Annotated in this window: 12 protein-coding genes; 3 read left to right on the top strand and 9 right to left on the bottom strand. The window is 49.6% G+C overall.

Annotation, left to right across the window (positions count from 1 at the left end; genetic code table 11):
- Positions 1-219: 219 nt before the first annotated feature.
- Positions 220-2,193, bottom strand: coding sequence for a methyl-accepting chemotaxis protein (locus MKY42_RS01930; RefSeq protein ID WP_179262070.1), 1,974 nt, complete (start codon positions 2,191-2,193; stop codon positions 220-222).
- 230 nt (positions 2,194-2,423) lie between these two features.
- Here MKY42_RS01930 and MKY42_RS01925 point away from each other — a divergent pair, with 230 nt between their 5' ends.
- The gene (locus MKY42_RS01925) at positions 2,424-3,857 is read left to right on the top strand and encodes a serine hydrolase (RefSeq protein ID WP_090904048.1); all 1,434 of its coding nucleotides are present in this window, start codon (positions 2,424-2,426) and stop codon (positions 3,855-3,857) included.
- Positions 3,858-3,962: 105 nt separating this feature from the next.
- Here the strand turns inward: MKY42_RS01925 and nagZ are convergent, their stop codons facing one another.
- The 7 genes from nagZ to MKY42_RS01890 form a co-directional block, all read right to left on the bottom strand.
- Positions 3,963-5,657 (bottom strand): beta-N-acetylhexosaminidase, encoded by a 1,695-nt coding sequence (nagZ, locus tag MKY42_RS01920; protein ID WP_090904047.1) that lies wholly within the window; start codon positions 5,655-5,657, stop codon positions 3,963-3,965.
- A gap of 69 nt (positions 5,658-5,726) precedes the next feature.
- On the bottom strand, positions 5,727-6,893 hold the full coding sequence (locus tag MKY42_RS01915) for a DUF1343 domain-containing protein (RefSeq protein ID WP_090904046.1): 1,167 nt from the start codon (positions 6,891-6,893) through the stop codon (positions 5,727-5,729).
- A complete protein-coding gene (locus tag MKY42_RS01910) occupies positions 6,893-7,603 on the bottom strand; it encodes a hypothetical protein (protein ID WP_090904045.1) in 711 nt (236 codons plus the stop codon). Before MKY42_RS01910 ends, MKY42_RS01915 begins: the two co-directional genes overlap by 1 nt.
- A gap of 420 nt (positions 7,604-8,023) precedes the next feature.
- A complete protein-coding gene (gene ugpC / locus MKY42_RS01905; RefSeq protein ID WP_090904044.1) occupies positions 8,024-9,133 on the bottom strand; it encodes a sn-glycerol-3-phosphate ABC transporter ATP-binding protein UgpC in 1,110 nt (369 codons plus the stop codon).
- A gap of 272 nt (positions 9,134-9,405) precedes the next feature.
- The gene (locus MKY42_RS01900) at positions 9,406-10,239 is read right to left on the bottom strand and encodes a carbohydrate ABC transporter permease (RefSeq protein WP_339848211.1); all 834 of its coding nucleotides are present in this window, start codon (positions 10,237-10,239) and stop codon (positions 9,406-9,408) included.
- A 64-nt stretch (positions 10,240-10,303) separates the two neighbouring features.
- Complete coding sequence (locus MKY42_RS01895) at positions 10,304-11,227, bottom strand: sugar ABC transporter permease (RefSeq protein ID WP_339848210.1); 924 nt, start codon at positions 11,225-11,227, stop codon at positions 10,304-10,306.
- 55 nt (positions 11,228-11,282) lie between these two features.
- On the bottom strand, positions 11,283-12,635 hold the full coding sequence (locus MKY42_RS01890) for an extracellular solute-binding protein (RefSeq protein WP_339848209.1): 1,353 nt from the start codon (positions 12,633-12,635) through the stop codon (positions 11,283-11,285).
- Positions 12,636-12,996: 361 nt separating this feature from the next.
- Between MKY42_RS01890 and MKY42_RS01885 the strand changes: the two genes are divergently transcribed.
- Both MKY42_RS01885 and murQ read left to right on the top strand, forming a co-directional pair.
- A complete protein-coding gene (locus MKY42_RS01885; RefSeq protein WP_090904041.1) occupies positions 12,997-13,959 on the top strand; it encodes a BadF/BadG/BcrA/BcrD ATPase family protein in 963 nt (320 codons plus the stop codon).
- A gap of 22 nt (positions 13,960-13,981) precedes the next feature.
- Entirely contained in the window at positions 13,982-14,887 is a 906-nt protein-coding gene (gene murQ / locus MKY42_RS01880; protein ID WP_090904040.1) for an N-acetylmuramic acid 6-phosphate etherase, read from the top strand.
- A 155-nt stretch (positions 14,888-15,042) separates the two neighbouring features.
- Here the strand turns inward: murQ and MKY42_RS01875 are convergent, their stop codons facing one another.
- Positions 15,043-15,882, bottom strand: coding sequence for a MurR/RpiR family transcriptional regulator (locus MKY42_RS01875; protein ID WP_090904342.1), 840 nt, complete (start codon positions 15,880-15,882; stop codon positions 15,043-15,045).
- Positions 15,883-15,931: the final 49 nt, after the last annotated feature.

Genomic DNA, 15,931 nt, shown 5'->3' with positions numbered 1-15,931 from the left:
CATCTTGCGGATTACTTTTAATTTAGAAATATACCACAAGATGAGACATTCAGGGAGAGACAGATTCATTTTTACAGAACATAACAGATCAGAACAGATCAGAACAGATCAGAACAGATCCATTCCGCGCCTTCATACACCGTTGAATAACGAAGGACATCAATAAGAAAAAGACTGCAGGGTTACAACCCCACAGTCTCTTTTAGAATGGATATTGAACTATAACTTGAATTTCTCAATCAGGCTTTGCAGATCTTCAGCCATACGGGACAATGCCGCAGAAGAAGCTGCAACCTCTTCCATTGTAGCGAGCTGCTCCTGCGCAGCAGCTGAACCATCCTCGGTTCCTGAGGCAATCTGATTGGATAATTCAATGGTGTCATTCACTTCCTTGGACACATAACTCATGCCTCCATCGATCTGACGGGAAGCTGCCGACACTTCTCCAGCTTGTGCAGCAACCAACTGCACCGCACTACGGATATTTTTGAAGGCCTCTCCCGCCTCCGTGATCATTTGCGTACTTTTAATCATACCTTCTCCTGTATGGGCAAAGGTAGACTGTACCGCATTCGTTTTCTCTTGCATCTCACGCATAAGTTCATTAATACGTTCGGCAGCACTGCCTGAATTGTTAGCTAGAGACTTCACTTCGTTGGCAACGACAGCAAAGCCTCGACCCTGTTCACCTGCTCTTGAAGCTTCAATAGATGCATTCAAGGCCAGGATATTGGTCTGTTTGGCGATGTTGGTGATCTCGGCCACAATCTCAACAATCTCTTCATTTTTCGCACGAAGATCCTGTATGACAACAGCCATGGCCTCACTCTCATCATTCACCTTCTGAATATGAGCAACCGCATCTTCCACCGTAACCATACCCGCTTCGGACTTGGAAGATGCTTCTACAGCTATACGAGCAGTGTCTTCAGCACTCGATGAGATTCCTTTGACCCCAATAGACATTTCACTGACGAGTTGACCCGTTGCAGCAAGACTGGCGTTTTGTTTGTTCGTTCCTGACGCTGCATCCTGCATCAATTCAGCAACCTGTTCCGTTGCTCTGGATGTCTGTTCAGAACTCGCCATCAGCTCCTCAGAGGATGCCGCTAGCTGGCTTGATGTATCATGCACTTCGCCAAGAACGTTACGCAGCGAAGATGTCATGGTATCGAAGCTTTCCCCGAGTTGTCCGAACTCGTCACGGCGCTGCAAGCCTACTCGAACCGTCAGATCACCCGCGCTTACTTTGGATGCTGCCTGGGTCAATTGCAACAATGGACGGTGAATGCTGCGAATAATGAATACGAGCAGAATAATACCAATAATCAATGAAGCCCCTACCAGAGTGTAGGCACGGATCAAGATCGGTCTTACCGCATCTGCTGCTTCAGAAGGAACCATCTCACCGACAATTTTCCAGCCTGTTTCGGGATTCGTATAGAATACGGCTTCCAATTCTTGTCCATCATACGTGTACTTTACAGTTCCTTGATTTTTTTTATACATCTCATTAATGTAGCTCTCATTGGACTGCACACCGGATTCAATCTTGTAGTGGAAAAGAAATTTCCCGCCGTTATCCAGCATATACAGTTTTCCTTGTTCACCTATATGTATCTTATCAACAGATTCTTTCAAATGATTGAGACTTACATTGGCACCAAATACCCCTTTCCCATCGGCCAGCTTGGCAGCTGCGGTGACAACCCATTCTCCCGTGGTTACCGACTGGAACGTATCTGAGATAATTGGTTCATCTGATGACATCGCCATCGTGTACCAGCTGCGCTCCCGTGGATCATAGATCTGCTGCCCGGGGTCAGGGGATTTCATCCAGCTGCCATCTTCAGCGCCGGCAGTTAATACGCCCAGTTCTTTATGAGCCTTGGACATACGGTCCATTTGTCTTTGTAGGGCTGGTGATTTATTGATAATATCTGTTGAAGTAATACCGGCGGCGAATTGCGCTGCATTATCCTTCTCCATATCCAGCATCTGACTAATCTGCAGACTGAGCATTTCCGTTTTGGCCTGAGCGGAATGAATAATTTCTACGTTGACCTGATCTGCTGCTTTTAAATAAGACAACCATCCCACACTAATGCTCGGTACAATCAGGAACAGGAGCAACGAAGCGATCAGACGTTTCTTAACCGTTAATGTAAACCAATTGCGAATCCTTTTCTTCATTTAAATATCCCCCATCATCATCTTCACCCTTTTTTATCGGACAAACGTAGTAAAAATATTATGTATGGATACTAAAATGAATCGAAATTACATTATTTTTGTTAGGATAATAGAAAATGATGCTCATTCCCCGTTTTGACCCCCTCTTCGTGATCGTTTACAATATCTCATAAGCTGGTTATCCATGAAACGACTGGAAGGAGAGGATTCGAATCTTACGCAAGTCGCATGTGCAACAACCTGTTACCAGATTATTTTCATCCATGTTACGTATTCTGTTAGCCCTCATCCTTTGTGCAGGCCCCATTATGGGACAAGCCAGTTTCACGGCATCCGCGGCACAAGAGACGCAAACAGTTCACATTGAAGTGAATGGTCAAGAGCAATCGTGGAAAAATGCACCCCTTGTATACAAAGGCACAACATATGTTCCATTGCGAGATGTTGTTACCTCTGTAAATGGCACCTTGAAGTGGGAAGCTCGTACCAAAACGGCTACGATTACCGTTGGTCGAGACAAGCTGGTTCACCAGGCTGGCAGTGATTTCATACAGGTTAATCAGATTCGTCTGTCCTCCGGTGTGCAGTCCCGCACCATTAACGGCACACTGATGTTACCTGTCCGCGCGCTTGCCAATGCACTCAAAGCGGATATTAAAGTACAACGTACAGCCTCAGGGCAGATGAGTGTTAATATCGAGACGGACAAAGTAAGCCTATTAAATAGTCAAGTCGCCAGTGTAGACAGCTATTTGCGCGAAATTGATTTTCCCGGTATGGCTCTGATTGCCCGCAATGGAAAAGTCCTGCTTCGCCAAGGCTACGGACTAGCGGATGAACAAACGTTGAATCGTCCGGATCAGAAGACTAGAATCGCCTCTCTGAGCAAGTCCTTCACCGCAGCCTCCATTCTGAGCTTGGTTGAAAAAGGAAAGCTCGATGTGCAAGATCCAATATCCAAATACATCTCCGGTATACCGAAGGGAGATCAGATCACGCTCCATATGCTGTTATCCCAGACTTCAGGTCTCCCGTCCGCCTTTGGCCGGGGTGAAGGCACTTCATTGGAAGAAACGGTAGAGGAAATCCGGCACAAAACATTGAAATTCGAACCAGGTAGTGCCTATTTATACAGTAACAGTGGTTATGTTCTGCTGGCCTATGTTATTGAACAGGTTTCTGGCATGAGTTATGCCGATTATGTACAACAGACCATTTTGAAGCCGCTCGGCATGAAGGACTCCGGAGAAGCTTCCCGCAAGATCCATACGAATAGTGGATTTGTTGCGGAGAATAAGCAGTGGGTACCTGCCCCTTATTATGTTTCACAATCAGGTTCAGGGACGATCTACTCCACCGTGGACGATTTGCTGAAGTGGGATCGGGCACTGTACACGGACAAAATTCTGAGCCAGGATACGATTGAACAGATGTATGAGCCATATTCGGATAAAAATTATGGCTACGCCTGGATTCTCAAGGAAAACGATCAGAATCGTACCGTCTTCCATAACGGTAGCGGCGGTGGTTTTGCCACAGCGTTCTCACGCAATTTAACAGACGATGTTACCATTATTCTGCTTGGTAATCATGCGGGTATGGATATGACTTCGCTCATGGATGAAGTCGAGGCTAAGACAGCTAAGGCACTGAATCTGCAATAATTTTGCAATTATTCATTAGATATAGCAGAAGGGACGGTCCATTACAGGATCGTCCCTTCTGCTATATTGGTCTTCATAATCCGGATCATAATTTCGCTTCGTTCGTCATTTAACGCCTGTCTGCTTTATGGATACAGGAAGCTTTCCAGCAAAAGGAATATGCCCCATCAGCGCCCGAGCAGCGCTATCCATGGCAAGCGGCCTGCTCTCGTACGCTGTCACATAGACCTTTATCTCCGGGATCGCAAGCAGGTCATAGGGACTGCGGAGCGCCACAACAGCGAGCGGCTTGCCCAATTGCTGCAGCCAACCGATCAACCTGCACTGCGGATCACCGGCGGCACTGCCTGCATTATAAGTCCCCACTACAATCTGGCGAATGTCATCCTCTTCCGCAGCTTGAAGCAGACGAGCAGAACGGATGGCAACTTCCTCTGGCGAGACTGTTACATCGACCACATCCAGACCGCAATGCGACAAAGCCGAGCCTAGGGTAACCGCCTGCGTCAGCTGTTCGTCGGCAATCGTTGTGACAGATGTAGCAACCGTTATGACCAGTGTACGTTCCGGCTTCAAAGGAAGCATGTTCAGTTGGTCACGCACCAGCGTGATGCTGTTCTCACTGATTCGTCGAGCCACCTCTTGATGTGACGGTTGGTTACGCTCTTGGCGCTCGAATGAAGCTGGATGAATTGATGCCTCAGCGGAGATTGCAGTCGACACCGCTCCGTGCACTCCATCATCACCTGTGCCCGCTCCATTCTCGAGCCGTTTGGCCTTGTATTTCAGCAACCGAGTTACAGATTCATCAATGCGCGCCTCGCTGATTCGCCCACTCTGCACGGCTGCCAGCAGCGCTTCAAATGCCCCTGCCTGAAGATGAGCTGTGTGGCTGATCAACACCAGATCTGCACCGGCCTCTACCGCCATTACAGCTGCATCTACAGTCCCATAGTTGGCGGCAATCGCGTCCATCTCCATACAATCCGTTACTATCATGCCGTCATACCCCAGCTCCTGACGAAGCAATCCACTTAACACGGCTCGCGATAGTGTCACAGGCAGACGCTCCGGTTCCAGAGCCGGAAAATAAATATGTGCCGACATCATCGCATCAACACCTGCCGCTATGGCAGCCCGGAACGGAATCAGCTCGACATGCTCTACTCGTTCCCGATCATGGGTGATGACCGGGAGATCCAGATGCGAATCGGTATCCGTATCCCCGTGACCTGGGAAATGTTTGGCTGTCGCAGAAATGCCAGCATCTTGTACTCCCGCAATGCTTCTGACCCCATACGCTGCCACGGACTGCGGTGATTCCCCAAATGAACGCACACCGATTACCGGATTGGCAGCGTTGTTGTTTACATCCAGGACCGGAGCAAAGTTCATGTTAATTCCCATGGATCTCAGCTCCACCCCACTGATATAGGCTGCCTGGTATGCATCCTCGATGGAACCTGCTGCCGCAATCGCCATTTGTCCCGGCATCAGGGCGATCCCTTCGGTAATCCGGGCCACCATGCCGCCCTCCTGATCAATGGATATCCAAAGCGGTACATTACCGCTATCGACAGCAATCCGTTGCAGCCCCGACGATAACCGCTCTACCTGCTCCGGCGACTCGACGTTGCGCGCAAAATAGATTACGCCGCCAATGGGATACTTTCGCAGAAAAGCGTCCACCTCCCCGGCAGCCTCGGTGCCATGAAAGCCGCAAAGCAGCATTTGTCCAATTTTCTCACGCAAGGTCATCTGTTTCAGCTTCAACGCGTATATCTCTTTTGGCTCACTCATTCCATGCCTCCTCCCCAGGACAAACATCATCCGTACATTACGCGACATTCTATTGATGAATTTCACTCTTTATGGGTATAGCAAAAACGGCTTCCGCCGTTCCTTCCATTCCTCTGCCTCTGCGTTCCAATCTTCCATCAAGCGTACTAATTCTTCACGGTCATGAATGACATCCCTGACTTTCCTGCCTCCGGTCAACAGATCAATAAAATAACGGGAGCCCGGCTGTGGCGGCTCCAACCAGCGAAATTGCTCCGGATAGAGCGACGCCAGTTCATGTAAAAGCACCAGACCTGTATCTACCGCCCGGAATGCCCTGCTGTCTGTCACGAAAATCCTCACACCTCCACACAGCTCACCTGCATGTTTGGAGAAGGTTGGCGACATGTACACCGGATGCACATGAACACCCTCCAGTTTGTGTTCCCGAAAGCGTTCCGCCAGTCGTTCACCCTCAATCCAAGGTGCTCCAATCCACTCAAATGGGCGGGTCGTGCCCCTGCCTTCCGATACATTGGTGCCTTCGAACAGGCAAGTACCCGCATACACCCGCACACTGTCCATTGTAGGCATATTGGGAGAGGGCAGCATCCAGGGAAGCTCACAATCCGTAAACTCCATGGAGCGCCGCCATCCTTCCATTACGATCACATCCAGTTCGCAGGGCACCTCCATCTCACTGTTGACCAACAGGGCCAATTCACCTACCGTCAGTCCGGTGCGGACAGGAACACGCCAAGCGCCAACGAGTGATTCATACCCCGCGCTTAGTAGGCTGCCTTCTACCGTATCCCCGCCCAGCGGATTGGGACGGTCCAGCACCAGCAGGCGTTTGCCTGCTTCGGCACAGGCCTCCATCATGTGGAACAAGGTTGATGCATACGTGTAATAACGGACACCCACATCCTGGATGTCAAACAGCACCGTATCCACCTCAGCCAGCATCGCAGGGGTAGGCTTCTTGTGTTCCCCATAAAGGCTGAGCACAGGGATGCCCAGACGTGGATGCACTGTATTCCCGAATCGGACACCAGCTTGAAGTTCACCTTCCAGCCCGTGCTCACACGCATAAAGCGCTGTAAGCTTGGCCTCTGCCAAGCTGGCACAAACATCCACCGTAGAGACAAAATTTGCCGTAATACCCGTAGGGTTTGTCATCAATCCAATACGCGCATCCGTTAACCATTGGTGGGAGAATCCTCCCGACAGAAGATCAACTCCAGTTTTTACACCCATCACACATTCCCTTGGCTGATCCACCCCGTATGCTGGTGGTCATTGCCGCCAGATGTGACAGGTTCCTCTTCCGGTTCCAGCACATTAAGGGACACCTTATGCTGATAGATGGCAAACATGCCCGCGAACAGCGCTCCGAAGCCAACAACCGTCAGCATTAGCAGAGCCGTCAGACACAGCGCCTGAAAACAGGCTCCCATCGTGTACCCCGGATGACGGAAGAATAGCTTCACACTTTCCCCCATCGCCTGAATGATGCCCATGTTCTTTTGCAGAACAAGCTGCCAGGTATAGAACTGCGACATGAGCGCCATGAGGACGAAGAACGTTTGGAACATGCTCACCGCTGTACCTGTAATTCCGCCCTGTCCGCCGTAATACCACCAGGTTGACCAGAGAATGAAGCCAAGCACGGCGAAAAGCACACCTACTGCCCCTCCCGGGATGAATCCCTTCATCGTTCCGTTCCAGATATCCTTAAGCCCATTGCGGCGTTCCTTGCGTTCCAGCCTGTGATGCACGGCATAACTGACACCGAACAGGATTGGCATATAAATCACGGCCAAAAGCAGCACCGCGATTGGCAGCGGAGCAAACATCAGAATGGGCACCAGCACGATGGAGCTGACAACACTGTACAGGGCCACCGGAATGATATCCCGATAGATTTCCGCCCCCGACTTGACCAAGACTTCACTCAGCTTACGCATTTTCATTCTCCCCTCTATATAAGTTGACCCACACATTTACACGATAACGGAGAAGACAGAACTAAAATGGAAAAGAAAGTGTTGTCCCATAAGGACTGTCTCAAAAGGTCTCCCCATTTCGATTGGCTTGGCCGCACCGCTGGTCAGTATGTTGCAACCAAACTTGCAATGTGCCCCAAACTTCCAATGTGCTAACGAATCTACCGCACCTTAAACGAAGGATTTTCGAGGCATACAAATTTTAACGAACTTCAGTGCCGTTATTTCAGTACAAACAAGGCGTCAGAGCCTAATAAACAACGTCATCGAGTATATAACGTCTCTGTGATTCGTTACATTTCAAACCGGTGCAAATGGGTGCGAATAACGTGTGTAAGGTTCGTTAAAAATTCACGCTCTTTGCTTATAGGACAGCGCCGCTTACTCCCGTCCAATCGCCAACTCCGTCTCCGGGTCAAAAAAGTGCGCCTTACGCAGGTCCAGTACAAAGTTTTTGTCCATGCCTACATAAGCATGTGTTTCCGGGTGAACCTTGGCCGTAACGGTACGGGCACCCGAATGGAAATACACCAGATTCTCGGAGCCCAGATGCTCTACTACCTGGACCCGCGCCTGCAGCATATGATCTGTCGGGATATTCGGAGCGACATCGTCACCAAAAATATGCTCTGGACGCAGCCCCATAATTACCGGCTTGCCTTGATGGCTCTGAAGACGAGCGAGTACATCTTCTGGCAAGGTGAATGATGCACCGTCCACGACAACCTGTGTGCCTTCAATCCGGGCATCAATGAAATTCATCGCCGGGGAACCGATAAATCCGGCAACAAACATATTACGGGGACTCGCATACAATTCTTTCGGCGAAGCCACTTGCTGAATATCTCCATGATTCATGACCACGATGCGCTCCCCAAGTGTCATCGCCTCCACCTGATCATGCGTGACGTATACAATTGTGGCACCGAGCCGCTTATGCAGCTCGCCCAATTCCACTCGCATCTGTACCCGCAGCTTCGCATCCAGATTGGAGAGCGGCTCGTCGAACAGAAACACCTGCGGATCACGGACGATCGCACGCCCTACCGCCACACGCTGGCGCTGACCACCGGACAGCTCGCGCGGTTTGCGCTCCAGCATCGCCTCCAGCCCCAGAATGGAGGCCGCATTCTGTACCTGTTCATCAATATAGGATTTTGGCTTCTTGAGATTTTTCAGGCCAAAGGACAGATTTTCACGGATGGTCATGTGCGGATAAAGCGCATAATCCTGAAATACCATCGCGATATCGCGATCCTTCGGATGCAGATCATTCACGACCCGTTCCCCGATGACAATATCACCACTCGTCTGTTTTTCCAGACCCGCAATCATCCGCAGTGACGTTGTCTTGCCACAGCCCGAAGGACCCACAAAAACCACGAATTCCTTATCTTCTATAACAAAGTCCGAGCCGGCCACAGCCGTGAACGTTCCTTTATGATCGTCTTTGAATTCTTTGCGCACTTGGCGAAACTCCACGCGTGCCATAGGTAGATCCCCCTTTACGTTGTCGCTTGTCCTGAACTATATAAGCTCCACTAACGAATATTTACACGGGCACTCCGATGACAGAACAACCTTCCGATCGCTGTTATCCCCAGATTTCTTTGATTCCTTTATAAAAAGGGGAAATCCGGTGATAGCGTATGCTTCCGATGTAGCTTTCTTTTAGAAAGCTTTTAGGCGAACGCTTTCGCTTCTTCAGGTTATTTCTGTCCTCTCCGTTATGGTGTAAATGTTTAGTTGAACATATATAGGAATTAACCTTTTACCGCACCGATCGTAATGCCCTGTAGGAAATAACGTTGCAGCGAGAAAAACAGAATGATCATCGGCAGTGCACCAATCGTTGCCCCTGCCATCATGGCGCCGAAGTCCGTTGATTCGGCAAATACGAACGAAGCCAGACCCACCTGAACGGTGCGCATCTCGTTGGAATTAGTGATCAGGAATGGCCAGAAAAATTCATTCCACGAAGCTACAAACGTGAAAATCGCCAGCACCGCGATCCCTGGCTTCGCCATCGGCAGGATCACTTTCCAGAAGATGCCGAACTCGCTGCACGCATCAATACGTGCCGCATGAATCAGCGATGTGGGCAGCGTTGACATGAACTGTTTCATCAAGAATATGTTGCCCACACTGACCGCAGCAGGCAGAATAATGGCCGTATACGTATCTCCCAGGTCAAACACGTTGACCATCAGAATGTACAAAGGAATCAGCGTCACCTGTGCCGGAATCATCATCGTGCCCAGCAAGGTCCAGAATACCGCCTGACTTCCCGGGAATTTCAGTTTGGCGAATGCATATCCCGCCAGGGAGGCGAAGAACACATTCGTCACGGTCAATATGATCGAGATGAGCAGCGAATTGTACAGCCAGCGCCAGGCATCGGTTTTGGCAAAAAAGCGCTCATATGGTGATAACGACAGCTGCTCCGGGATCATCTGCGGTTTGAAGGAAGCCGACATCGCACTATCCTGCACCGAACCGACCAGCATCCAGTACATCGGAATGACCGTCACCAGTGCCCAGACCACCAGCAGAATGGATGCAACGACAAGCAGTGTCTTTTTCTGTGTTGATTTCATGGATTTCATTCACCCCCGGATGCTTAATGCAACGTGCTCTAATCGTACGTGTTTTGAACTACCTCTAATACTCAATATCGCTGGAGAAATATTTGAACTGAATGACGGAGATGACAATGATGATAATCGCCAGTACGAACGACTGTGCTGAAGCCAATCCGAACTCATAGAACTTGAATGCAGTCTCGTAGATCAGATAAGCGATCGTTGTTGTCGCAAAGTTTGGTCCACCCTGTGTCATCAGATACACCGAGATGAACACCTGGAAAGACGTGATCACACCTGTCACGAGCAGATACAGCGTCGTTGGTTTGAGCAGCGGCCATGTAATCTTGCTGAACTGGGTCCAGCCGCTGGCATGATCAATATCTGCCGCTTCGTACAGCGATTTCGGAATACCGCCCATGGCTGCCAGATACAGAATAATGCCCGCGCCGTGCGATCCGAGCCAGTTCATCAGAATGAGTGAAAAGAGTGCCGTTCCCGATTGGCCCAGCCAGATCACCCGATCAAGGCCTAACAGGCCGAGGAAGCGGTTCAGCAGTCCCGAATCCGTCGGGTCAAAGATCGCCAGCCATACGATGGAGATGGTTACCCCGGATGCTACCGCAGGCAGGTACAATGTTGCTTTGAAGAACGTCTGCCACTTGCTTTTCATCTGGAAGATGAAGTAGGACAGTACAAATGTAATGAGAATATTGACCGGTACCGTACCCACAGTAAAGATGAGTGTATTTTTAATCGACTTCCAGAACGTCTCATCTTTCACCAGTCGCTCGTAGTTATCCAATCCAACCCACGTCGAATTCATAATGTTGTATTTCTGGAAGCTCATCACGAGAGCCGTCAGAACGGGATACAGTGTGAAAATGAGAAACAGCAGGACAGGCGCCAAAATAAACAAATACGCCCACCCGTAGTCTCGCCAAAACCGGGCAACCCGGGTAGTCCGGGGCACAGACGGTTTTGGCGCAAGGGCGGTCTGCATGGCGAATCCTCCTCTCCTAATCAGTGTGGTTTTGCGTTATGTTCTATGGTCCGAGTTATTGTCCAAACATCTGCTGGCCTTTGTTCTTGAAGTCTTCTGCGATCTGCTCCGGTGTCTTCTCACCCGAGAACAGCGCCTGAATGTTAGGCTTCACAACTTGTTCCTTGAATTGTTTTTGCTGTGATGCTTTGTCGATATCCAGTTCCAGTACAACCGGCATAGCGATATTCTCTGCCATGACTTTCGCAGCAGCCAGATTATCCGGTTGACCAAGTTCTTTTCCTTTAAACAGATCCACCTGGGACTGTCTTACAAATGGAAGCGCCAGTTCATTGGCCGAGTTCCCTGCTTTGGCACCACTGAGTGCCTCCATGACCAGGAACGTATTTTTGGCATGCTGTTCGCCTTTGTCCTTCTTCTGTTTGAAGGCTACATACCCTTCGCCGCCCATCGTTGTTGCCGCAGGTTGATCGTCATTATGCGGTACAGGCAGCAGGACAAAATCAATTTTCTCTCCTTGTACCTTGCCATCATCGATGTCCTTGTTGCGGTTCTGAATCATCACATCATAATAAGGAATCGCTTTGGAGATGATCGCCGTTTCCCCCGCGTAGAACATATCCGTCCGTTTTGCTGGAGCAAGAGCCGCCGTTTCCTTCGGCATATAACCTTGATCCATCAGATTTTTGATAAAAGAGAGAGTATCCAGAATGCGGCCATCATTCCATTGGAACGTGCCAGCTTTGTCGAGAACGTCAATCATGCCGTTGTTTCGAGACAGCATTTCAATGAAATCAAGCGAGGTTCCGTCGGTAACCAGTGCATATTGTTTAGCCCCACCATCCAGCGTTTTGGTCAGCTTGGCTGCGGCAGCGTTGAATTCGGACCAGGTCCAGCCATTTTGCTGAATGGATTTCCAGTCCATGCCCGCTTCCTCGAGAATGCGTTTGTTGCCACCCCATGCCCATTGGAATTGATACAACGGCAGTCCGTACTGTTTCCCTTGGATCTGACCTAATTCAAGCGTACCTGGCAGATAGTCATCCTTGATCTCAGGTGTCAGGTAGCTGTCCAGCTCAAGTGCCAATCCCGTATTCACATATGTCCCGTCTACACTATGAAAGTAAAGATCCGGCGGGTTGCCCGCGTTCAGAGCGACATCGAATTTTTTGGGCCCTTCCGCCCAGGAGAGCATTTCCGTCTTCACGGTAATATTCGGGTGTTCTTTATTGAAATCAACAATCAGATCCTTCAGTTCATCTTCATATGTCCCATGTACTGGATAAGTCCATACGGTCACCGTATCTTCCGCATTAGGATCATCTGAAGCAGCGCCCCCGCTATTCCCGCAGGCAGTAACCCAGACCATCATCAACAACATTGCCCATACCAGACCCTTCTTTTTCATCCCTTCATCTCCTTCGCGTGTCGTCTCCCGATAATTGCATTGCCTAACCATGCTACCCCTTTTGAAATCATCCATCCTTAAACGACTTAACAGATTATTGAGCGTGGCAGTAAGGAAAAAGCACCTCCCTTATGGATTAGACCTGAACGTACGCAGGATTAATCTCTTAAATGCAATATTAACGTCAACTTAGTTGACATTAACAGTATTAATTCCTTCCAAAATTGTAGATTGAGTTCATTATATGAGCTATGAAATAAAAATTCAACATTATTTTTTATTATAAAATTTAATTTTACTTTTTCATTTTATGCCTCTATACTATGTAAAAAGAAAACTCAAGCAATCGAGGTGAGCCACTTTGCGAGTATATGTAGGCGTAGATGGAGGCGGTACCAATACTGATGCAGCAATCATTTCTGAATCTGGCGAAATTGTCGCCCGGCTCAGCGGCGGTCCCACGAATCCTCACAGCGTACCACTGGAACAGGCCCTTTCCGAACTGCAACGAGTGCTGGAACAGCTATTTAATCTAAAAAGTGATTTATCGACAAATTGTGAAGGTATATGCCTCGGCATGTCAGGTGTAGATACGATTCAAGAACGGCAACTTATAGCCGACACAGTAAATAATTATATGAAGAGCCGCAATCAACGGGGATCAGAGGGCTGTCCAGTCTGGGTTGTATCCGAAGGAGAAATTGCTCTGATGGCCACTCTCGGACATACTCACGGTGTATTATGCATCTCTGGAACAGGGTCCATCGTGTACGGATTTACGCTGGAAGGCGAGCGATATCGTGCAGGAGGCTGGGGTCATCTGCTCGGAGATGAGGGGAGCGGCTATCGTATTGGGCAGCGTGCACTTCAAGTGGTTATGCAGAGCTATGACGGTGTTCTTCCTCCCACCCGTTTAACCCCGCTTCTTCTAAAGAAACTGAAACTTCGGGATATCTCGGAGCTAAAGACACGGGTGTATCAGATGGATTGGGGCAAAACCGAGACCGCATCCATCGCCCGTCTGGCTATAGAAGCAGCTGAATCCGGGGATAAGGCCGCCCGGGCACTGATCATCGATGAAGCCTCACAACTGGCGGATACCGCCAAGGCGCTGATTGCCCGTCATCCCGAATTTGCATCTACTCAGGTTGTCCTGTCCGGATCATTGTTTCGATATGCTGCACTTTTCCGAAATACATTTATCCAGAAGTTATCGGGATATTATGGAAAGTTGGATTTTGTATATCGTGAAGATGCCCCCGATCCAGTGGTTGGCGCAGCACAACTGGCAAGAAGACGCTGTTCCCTGAATGAATCATTTTAAAAGAGAGAAGGAGGCCATACGGATGAATCACATGCTAAACTCACTACTAACGGAACAACCCAATCCATTAACAGATCATATAGATGAACTACCTTCGGCAGAAATTATGGAGCTAATTAATAAAGAGGATCAACGGATTGCGGAGCTCATTCAGCCCTTGATTCCGGTCATTGCCCAAGCGGCGGACCTGATCTTGGAGGCCTTTCAGTCTGGCGGCAGGCTGTTCTATGTAGGCGCAGGTACCAGTGGACGATTGGGAATACTTGACGCTTCGGAATGCCCGCCTACCTACGGAACCCCGCCCTCCATGGTGCAGGGTATTATTGCAGGAGGATTCCGGGCAGTGAAGGACCCGGTGGAAGGTGCTGAAGATAGTGAGGAATTGGGAGCTGCGGACCTTGATGAACACGGCTTAGACGAAAACGATGTCGTGGTTGGCATTGCAGCCAGTGGGCGAACGCCGTATGTGCTGGGTGCGATGAGACACGCCAAGGAGATCGGAGCTACGGTGATCAGCCTGAGTAACAACGCAGGTACACCGATGACCCTTCTGGCTGATGTGAGCATCGAGGCTGTTGTTGGCCCGGAGGTTGTCATGGGATCAACACGCATGAAGGCCGGCAGCGCCCAGAAAATGATTCTGAACATGCTCACCACTACCGCCATGATTCGTCTAGGCAAGGTTTACCGTAATTTCATGGTCGATCTGAACCCTTCGAACGAGAAGCTTGTCCATCGGGCCAAACGCATGATCCATCTGGCAACCGGAGCGAATGAAGCGGACATTGAACAGGCTTTTGCCGGTGCAGACGGTCATGTAAAAACGGCAATCGTCATGCTGATGGCAGGCGTGGACGCGGTGGAAGCTCAGCGAAGACTGGATCTGGCTGACGGATTTGTCCGCAGCGCCATTGTGGGGCCTTCCTGAGCCGTACAGGGGTATTTCTAGAGGTTGAAAGAGAGGAGCCCGACATAAGTCTGGGCTTTTTTTATAATTTTTTTATTCTAAAAGCGGATATAATCCGTCAAAAAACCAAAAAAATCCCCTCCTGTATAAACAGAAAGGGATTCATAGGTTCTACTTCATTTATGCTCCAGAATAGCCTGCCGGCTCTTCTCCAAATATTCCACCGACTGGTTGTAGTCGCGGCTGGCAATCGCCAGATACAAAATGTCGATTACGTTCAGCTGTGCAATTCGTGATGAAGTTGCTCCGCTTCGGATATCGCTTTCGGTGGAAGTAATCATCAGGGGCACATCCGCTAGACTGCTGAGCGTATTGCTCCCCCACTTGGTAATGCTAATCGTTGCAGCGCCGCCTTCACGAGCATGCTTCAGGCAGGAAATCACGTTCGAAGTCTCCCCTGAATATGAGATACATACCACCGCATCATCTTCGCGAAGCGTCGTTGCGGACGAAATCTGCATATGCGGATCGGCGAACGAAAAGCTTGTGCGATTGATTCGCATGAACTTGTAGTGTGCATCCAGCGCAATCAGGTTGGAGGCCCCCACCCCGTAGAAAAAGACCCGGTTCGCCCGATGGAGCACGTCCACTGCCTGTTCCACCAGACGCGGGTCCAAAATATGAACGGTATCCTTCACCGATTGAATATTATTTGCGGACACATGCTGAATAATGCTCTCCATGGAGTCCTGGGGACGAATCTCCGTATATTGGTATTGTTCACCTGTCTGCAAATCTCCGGCAATCTTCAGCTTCAGCTCCTGAAAACCCGTTACACCCAGTGATTTGCAGAGACGGATAATGGCAGCCGGGCTGCCACCGCTCCGTTCAGACAGCTGTGCCACCGAGGACTGAACCGTCTCTTGAGGATGATCGAGAATGTAAGCTCCGATCTTCCGTTCTGACGGAGTCAAGTCATCCATTAATGCGCGTAAACGTACAAGTCCACCTTTCATGCCTTCCATCCGCTCCTCCTTTCCGTACTGCCTTCATGTACAAGCATTT

This window comes from Paenibacillus sp. FSL W7-1088 (assembly GCF_037969855.1).
Classification (GTDB): domain Bacteria; phylum Bacillota; class Bacilli; order Paenibacillales; family Paenibacillaceae; genus Paenibacillus.
Note: the sequence above shows the minus strand (reverse complement) of the source record. Positions and strands in the feature narration are given on the sequence as shown.

What these genes read in the sequence shown, in the direction of transcription:
- MKY42_RS01930 (WP_179262070.1), bottom strand. Translation starts at nt 2,193, where the DNA reads ATGAAGAAAAGGATTCGCAATTGGTTTACATTAACGGTTAAGAAACGT.
- MKY42_RS01915 (WP_090904046.1), bottom strand. Translation starts at nt 6,893, where the DNA reads ATGGGTGTAAAAACTGGAGTTGATCTTCTGTCGGGAGGATTCTCCCAC.
- murQ (WP_090904040.1), top strand. Translation starts at nt 13,982, where the DNA reads ATGAATCACATGCTAAACTCACTACTAACGGAACAACCCAATCCATTA.
- nagZ (WP_090904047.1), bottom strand. Translation starts at nt 5,657, where the DNA reads ATGAGTGAGCCAAAAGAGATATACGCGTTGAAGCTGAAACAGATGACC.
- MKY42_RS01895 (WP_339848210.1), bottom strand. Translation starts at nt 11,227, where the DNA reads ATGCAGACCGCCCTTGCGCCAAAACCGTCTGTGCCCCGGACTACCCGG.
- MKY42_RS01875 (WP_090904342.1), bottom strand. Translation starts at nt 15,882, where the DNA reads ATGAAAGGTGGACTTGTACGTTTACGCGCATTAATGGATGACTTGACT.
- MKY42_RS01900 (WP_339848211.1), bottom strand. Translation starts at nt 10,239, where the DNA reads ATGAAATCAACACAGAAAAAGACACTGCTTGTCGTTGCATCCATTCTG.
- MKY42_RS01910 (WP_090904045.1), bottom strand. Translation starts at nt 7,603, where the DNA reads ATGCGTAAGCTGAGTGAAGTCTTGGTCAAGTCGGGGGCGGAAATCTAT.
- MKY42_RS01890 (WP_339848209.1), bottom strand. Translation starts at nt 12,635, where the DNA reads ATGAAAAAGAAGGGTCTGGTATGGGCAATGTTGTTGATGATGGTCTGG.
- ugpC (WP_090904044.1), bottom strand. Translation starts at nt 9,133, where the DNA reads ATGGCACGCGTGGAGTTTCGCCAAGTGCGCAAAGAATTCAAAGACGAT.